The following is a 5,973-nucleotide window of genomic DNA, read 5'->3' on the forward strand; positions in this document are numbered from 1 at the left end:
CATTCGGAAGCCATGTCATACCCCAAGGGATATTAATAGAGTCTACAACCGTCTCTAACGTGTAATTAAGTTCTTTCGATGAATGTAGGCTACTATCTACCTTTGGTATTTCCTTATTTAAAGTTTCTAGATTAGTTAAGAGGTACTTTACGAGCTTGTCAATATCATCTTTTACCAAGAGGTCTTTAAATGGCGGCATACCCACAGCTGGGTTTCCATTTTTTATGCGTTCTACAACGTAATCTTTATTATCCCAAGCAAGCTTAGATCTGCCTACTAGCTTTTCCATATTGGGGCCGTGACAAGCAGCGCAACTTTCTGAATAGATTAGTTGTCCTCCTCTCTTACCTTCTTGAATTACATTAAATCCAAAAAGAAACATGAGTAACAGAACTGCCACTAATGCGAATAATTTTCCTTTGCTCATCTTATAAGGTTCCTATAAAATTACACTGATTTATTCAATAATCTAAAACCTAATCGATGTTAGAAGCTATGATTATACATGAAGTTGTCAACATTAAAGTTCATCTTTGTTTACCTTAAACCGAGGATAGCTACCTTAGCGTATGGATAAATTGCAGAAGAAAATACTCTTAGTAGATGACGAAACGGACATCCTTGAGTTCCTGAGCTACAACTTAAAAAAAGAAGGATATAGAGTGTATACTGCAGACGATGGCTATAAAGGGATTGAATTAGCCCGCAAGAAACTACCAGATCTTATTGTTTTAGACCTAATGATGCCGGGTAAAGACGGTGTTGAAGTATGTAGGGAATTGCGAAAAGAAGCCTTATTCAACAAGACTTTAATTGTGTTTCTTACTGCAAGAGATGAAGAGATATCTGAAATTACCGGATTTGAAGTAGGCGCAGACGACTTCATTACCAAACCAATAAGACCAAAAGTATTTACAGCAAGAATTAATGCTTTGCTCAAAAGAAGTGGTACCAATCATACTTCCACTAAGAAAATCACACTGGGAGATATCATTATTAATCCTGAAAAAAGGGCTGTCACTAAAGATGGTGTCCAAATAGACCTACCGAAAAAAGAATTTGATCTACTTGCACTACTTGCCTCTACGCCTGGGAAAGTATTCTCGCGAGACGAGATTTACATGGAACTATGGGGAAACCAAATCTTCGTGGGCGACAGAACACTCGATGTACACATTAGAAAATTAAGAGAGAAAATCGGTGCCAAATACATTATAACAAGTAAAGGAATCGGCTACAAAGCCGATTTTTAAGACAGAAGCATGCAAAATATTTCAGCAAAAAAAATAACATTAATCTCTGCTATTGCGACAACCATTGTTTCTGTAGGTATTGCGTATTCTTTTCTGCTTTTAGATGGAAAATTCAACTCTCTATTAACTATCCTCGTTTTATCCATTCTTCTATTCAGCGCTACATACTTCTTTCTAGCCTACCTGATTAGAGTTTACATTAAAACTAAAATCAATGTCATTTACCAATCCATGTATTCAACGGATTTCAACGACATTCAAATTGACCAGTTTCCTAATCTAGAAAAAACACAAGATGAGGTAATGAATTGGGTGAAGGATAAGAATGAAGAGAAGGAACAACTAGAACGCCTAGAAAAATACAGAAAAGAGTTTTTGGCTAACGTATCTCACGAATTAAAAACGCCAATTTTTAATATTCAAGGGTATTTAGAAACGCTTATTGATGGGAGATTTGAGGATAAAGAGATAAACCAAGAATATGTTTACAAAGCCGCTAAGAACACGGAACGCTTGAGTGCGATCATAGAAGACCTAAGCACCATATCCATGATCGAAAGCGGCCAAATGAGCCTCAACTTGACTCGTTTCAATTTACACGATTTAATTTCTGAGGTATTCGAAACATTGGAATTTAAAGCTACAGCCGCAGAGATCAACTTGAAATTTGCACCCAATACAAAATCAAATTATTTCGTAACAGCCGACCTGGAAAAAATCCGTCAGGTGGTTACAAACCTAATAGTGAATTCTGTTAAATACGGTAAGCAAAACGGCACCACAACTGTACATGTAATCGAAATCCACGACAAGATACTAGTAGAGGTTTCGGATAACGGAATGGGAATTAGCGCTGAGCACCTCCCCCGTCTTTTCGAAAGGTTTTACAGGGTTGATACCAACAGATCTAGAAACATGGGTGGAACCGGTTTGGGTTTAGCCATTGTTAAACACATCGTAGAAACGCACGATCAGTCTATTAATGTACGGAGCACTCTCGGTACAGGATCTACCTTTGAATTCACCCTAAAGAAAGCTTAATTCTATAAGTCTTCGAATACCGCTGTTACCGCTTCTTTCGTAGAAACTTGCATATCTAAGGTTACAGACCCATCTGCAAGAACCACTTCTAGTGAATTATGCATAACATAATTACCATCTTGATCCATTGCTACTGCTACCACTTCTACCGTACTTGCAGTAGGTATGCTCTTCGCAGTAAAATCGATAGCTCTCGTTAAAGATTTAACACTACTATAAGACACCCAGATATCAATAAACTCTGTTCCTGCACCAGTTGCAGTAAATACTAAACTAGAGTGAACACCACTTTCGGCATAAGGCCTAGCACAGTTTACCCAATTAAGTTTTGCTATCGTTAAAAAGTAGCCAGCGCTATCAGTTACGACAGAAGAAATATTATCTGAGCTCGTTGACCAATCGGATACATCCTCTGCTGTTGCACCATAGTAAACAGACATATCGTTATTAGCAGCTGGCGCTTTACCAGCACTTAACTCCATGTTATATCCTAAGCCTGATTTCAAAATACATTCTACACCATCTTTAACGACTCTTACCTTAATCTCTGCAGTAGACTCTATTGGAAAATCACTATCAATTGTAGGCTGTTTGTAGTAAATCATATCGTAAATAGGATAAAGTTCTATTAACTTAATATCGTAAGGAACAGTTAAGTCCGTACCATCTGGTAATTCGAACAAACTACTATGCAGATATATTTTTGTTCCCTCTGTTCCTGTAAATATCGGACCACAGCATGTATCCTCGTAAGTTATCGTTACGGATTGCTCAGGCTGTTTGTTTGCATCGTAGAATTCATCCATAGAAGAATAGGTAGAGCTATTCTCTTTCTCTTCATCAAACCTGTCTTTTTTACAACTTACTGCAATCACAGAAACTGCAATTAGAACTAAACTGGCAATTTTTACATATTGATTTCTCATAACTTGTTTTTTAGCTTCCTATTTTAACGACACACTCAACACTGAGTTTCAAATTTTCCAGATATATTGATAGCGCTTATGTACTTTATCTTTGTGAGGGAAATACCACATTACCCCTGCTCTCAAATTAACCTCTTTCCATTTAATATCATAACGCAGCTCTACGAGCGGTTTTATCGTGCCCTTTGCTTTCGAAAAACCTAAACCTGCCTCATATGTAAAATTGCTAAACTTCGATTTTTCCGCACCAAAACTACCGTGATTAAAAAGCATTTGGTAATACCCGACCAATAATGGATATCCTATCCAACTTTTCTTAACATGAAATATGGGAATAATACTCTCAATACCGACGTACAACTCGTGGTATGTATTAAATGACGGATAATAATCTACTAGAGAAGCAAGTATTAATCGTTTGGAGACATTCATATCTCCCTGCAAGCCAATACCTATTCCTCCACTTTGAAAGTTGTAGATAGCATTAGCACCTGCACCGAACCTCCCTTGAGAAAAAGAGTTAATCGAAAATAGTTGACAAACAACTATAAGAAGTACAAGAGTAACGCGCATGGTAGGAATAAAATAGTCTGGAATTTTATAGAAAGGTACAATAATTGTCTTAACCCATGTTCCTTAAAATACTTTGGAAATAGGTAATCCTACGTAGCAATTTAGCAAAACCTTAAGGCGCTATTTCCGTATCACTTAACAACTTAATACACTTTATAATGTTTGATCTCAATAACCTAATAGACCTGTGCTATTCTACAGGAAAGAATTCGTCGGTGAGTAGTAAATTAACTATTTCTAAAACCCGAAAAGCTACTGCGAAGGCAATACAAGACAAAAGCAGTTCGGCTTACAAATATCTTACAAAGAATTTAATACGTGAAGTAGACAAGGACGATTTAGCCTTTTTAGACCTAGAGCTAATGCTTAATTCTGGGTTCGACTAGTACCCTTTTTTCCTCATGAACTATGTGTATCATCTTCAGACCGAAGAAGGCAATCAAGCCAAATATAACCGTTATAGTAAGTTCCCAATACATCACATTTAGCGTATAACCCTCGGCCTGTTCCAAAACATCTTCTTTTCATTGATGTACTTGTACGCGTTTTCCTAATTCACCAACAAGCATTGAAACAATAATGTCGCTATAGTCGGCATCTGCGTAATTTGCTAATTCCGAAAATATTTCGTTCGTATTAATATCCTTAAAGGTTTTCACATTCTCACCTTGAATATCAGAAACAGATACGTCTCCTAAGCTTTCAAAATAATCGGGATCGTAGTCAGGATATGCTATTAGCTTTCCAGAATTATCAACTACACAAACATATCCATTGTTTGAGAGTTCAATATTGTCGCAAAAAGATTGTAGGTATTTCATCATACCATCTTCATCCTCACTAAAATTTCCGCTATACTTTATATTCTCTAAAATAGCGATCCAAATCACCTTGTTATCCTTAACAATCTACTCAGCTACAGAGGTGTACAAATACTTTTGAGCAAGATTAGTAACGAAATAAAAGGAGATACCAAGACCTAACATTAGTCCTGCAGATAAAGCCAATCAGAGTTTTTGTTTCACGGATATGCTTACGGTATAAAGAGATAAATATTCTAAACTAGATTATCTCAGCCCCAACGATTTTAACGATCTATCGATCCAATGCTTCGTAAGTTTCTCATGCACATTGTTCTGTTTTAATCGCTCATTTAAATGAGGGAAATCTACATGATCCAATATCTGATCTTGATTGAAACAGCTGTAGACATAATGTCTTTCACCAGTAGTAGGATCTACATGTAACTGAAGACATTGCGCGCATATCTCTTTCATCATACATTGCATTGGCGAGTTAATAGAACCATATGCAACGTGATCTTCTTTGAAGTACTTTTTAAGGATATTGTATCTCGAATTCTTCAAGGCAGCCATCATTCTATCCGAGCCAATTGTAATTACACGATCACAATCTTCCGTTCTTATTGGCATATCCCCTAATTCTCCTTTCGCATAAGCAGCAATACCTTCAATAATATTTCCATGGAAAGTCTTGTCTTGTGGACGCTCTGGCTCAAATGTACCAGCATCACAACACCAGATAATAATATCAGAAGCCTTTTCAATCTCTTCAATCTTATATCTGTCTTTCATTTCCTTATAGCCAGCGAAATACAACACTTGCGAACCTGCATCCTTAAATGCTTTTCCGATAGAGAAAAGAACAGCGTTACCAAGGCCTCCACCTATTAACATTACTTTTTCATTCCCTTCTATTTCTGTTGGAGTTCCTGTAGGGCCCATTAGAATTACCTCTTCATTATCCTTTAGGTGCATACATAGATCTGAAGATCCACCCATTTCAAGAATAATTACAGATATAAGACCTTTCTCTTTGTCTTGCCAAGCACCAGTTAATGCTAAACCTTCCATAGCTAGAGTTGTACCATCTTCTGTACACATTGCTAAAGACTCAAAGTTTTGTAATCTGTAAAACTGACCTGGTTCAAAATTCTTAGCAGCTAAAGGTGCATGTAGTGTTACTTCTAAGATAGTCGGTGTAAGTCTCTCTACTTTATGAACTCGAGCTACAAATTGATTTCTAATGGAAGAAATAAACTCATTTGAGCTTAAAGTACTTAAAACCCCTGCCTCGCCTAACGATCTTGTTACCAATGGATAACCTTGCTTGGTTGAACCTAAAGCTTTAACAACGTTACCTACATATGTTGGATGTAA

General features: G+C 36.8%; 8 protein-coding genes. 3 read left to right on the forward strand and 5 right to left on the reverse strand.

Annotated elements, in window-relative coordinates; all coding sequences use genetic code 11:
- Nucleotides 1-427: cytochrome c (locus HRT72_07665; GenBank protein NQY67583.1), on the reverse strand; the 427-nt coding region annotated here is incomplete at its 3' end.
- 142 nt (nucleotides 428-569) lie between these two features.
- On the opposite strand from HRT72_07665, the gene HRT72_07670 reads away from it, so the two are divergent.
- Together HRT72_07670 and HRT72_07675 are read left to right on the forward strand one after the other, a co-directional pair.
- On the forward strand, nucleotides 570-1,253 hold the full coding sequence (locus HRT72_07670; protein ID NQY67584.1) for a response regulator transcription factor: 684 nt from the start codon (nucleotides 570-572) through the stop codon (nucleotides 1,251-1,253).
- Between the two features lie 9 nt (nucleotides 1,254-1,262).
- The gene (locus tag HRT72_07675; protein ID NQY67585.1) at nucleotides 1,263-2,294 is read left to right on the forward strand and encodes a sensor histidine kinase; all 1,032 of its coding nucleotides are present in this window, start codon (nucleotides 1,263-1,265) and stop codon (nucleotides 2,292-2,294) included.
- Between the two features lie 2 nt (nucleotides 2,295-2,296).
- Here HRT72_07675 and HRT72_07680 read toward each other — a convergent pair whose 3' ends face one another.
- The gene (locus HRT72_07680) at nucleotides 2,297-3,220 is read right to left on the reverse strand and encodes a hypothetical protein (GenBank protein ID NQY67586.1); all 924 of its coding nucleotides are present in this window, start codon (nucleotides 3,218-3,220) and stop codon (nucleotides 2,297-2,299) included.
- 48 nt (nucleotides 3,221-3,268) lie between these two features.
- Nucleotides 3,269-3,793 (reverse strand): hypothetical protein, encoded by a 525-nt coding sequence (locus HRT72_07685; protein NQY67587.1) that lies wholly within the window; start codon nucleotides 3,791-3,793, stop codon nucleotides 3,269-3,271.
- Between the two features lie 158 nt (nucleotides 3,794-3,951).
- Between HRT72_07685 and HRT72_07690 the strand changes: the two genes are divergently transcribed.
- Nucleotides 3,952-4,179, forward strand: a complete 228-nt coding sequence (locus HRT72_07690) for a hypothetical protein (GenBank protein ID NQY67588.1) — start codon at nucleotides 3,952-3,954, stop codon at nucleotides 4,177-4,179.
- A gap of 138 nt (nucleotides 4,180-4,317) precedes the next feature.
- Here HRT72_07690 and HRT72_07695 read toward each other — a convergent pair whose 3' ends face one another.
- Both HRT72_07695 and HRT72_07700 read right to left on the reverse strand, forming a co-directional pair.
- Nucleotides 4,318-4,683 (reverse strand): hypothetical protein, encoded by a 366-nt coding sequence (locus HRT72_07695; GenBank protein NQY67589.1) that lies wholly within the window; start codon nucleotides 4,681-4,683, stop codon nucleotides 4,318-4,320.
- A 177-nt stretch (nucleotides 4,684-4,860) separates the two neighbouring features.
- On the reverse strand, nucleotides 4,861-5,973 hold a 1,113-nt coding region (locus HRT72_07700; GenBank protein ID NQY67590.1), incomplete at its 5' end, for a pyridine nucleotide-disulfide oxidoreductase.

The sequence above is a fragment of the Flavobacteriales bacterium genome, assembly GCA_013214975.1.
Classification (GTDB): Bacteria; Bacteroidota; Bacteroidia; order DT-38; family DT-38; genus DT-38.

Excerpts from the sequence above, each read along its gene's own strand:
- HRT72_07670 (NQY67584.1), top strand. The coding sequence starts at position 570 with ATGGATAAATTGCAGAAGAAAATACTCTTAGTAGATGACGAAACGGAC.
- HRT72_07675 (NQY67585.1), top strand. The coding sequence starts at position 1,263 with ATGCAAAATATTTCAGCAAAAAAAATAACATTAATCTCTGCTATTGCG.
- HRT72_07680 (NQY67586.1), bottom strand. The coding sequence starts at position 3,220 with ATGAGAAATCAATATGTAAAAATTGCCAGTTTAGTTCTAATTGCAGTT.
- HRT72_07685 (NQY67587.1), bottom strand. The coding sequence starts at position 3,793 with ATGCGCGTTACTCTTGTACTTCTTATAGTTGTTTGTCAACTATTTTCG.
- HRT72_07690 (NQY67588.1), top strand. The coding sequence starts at position 3,952 with ATGTTTGATCTCAATAACCTAATAGACCTGTGCTATTCTACAGGAAAG.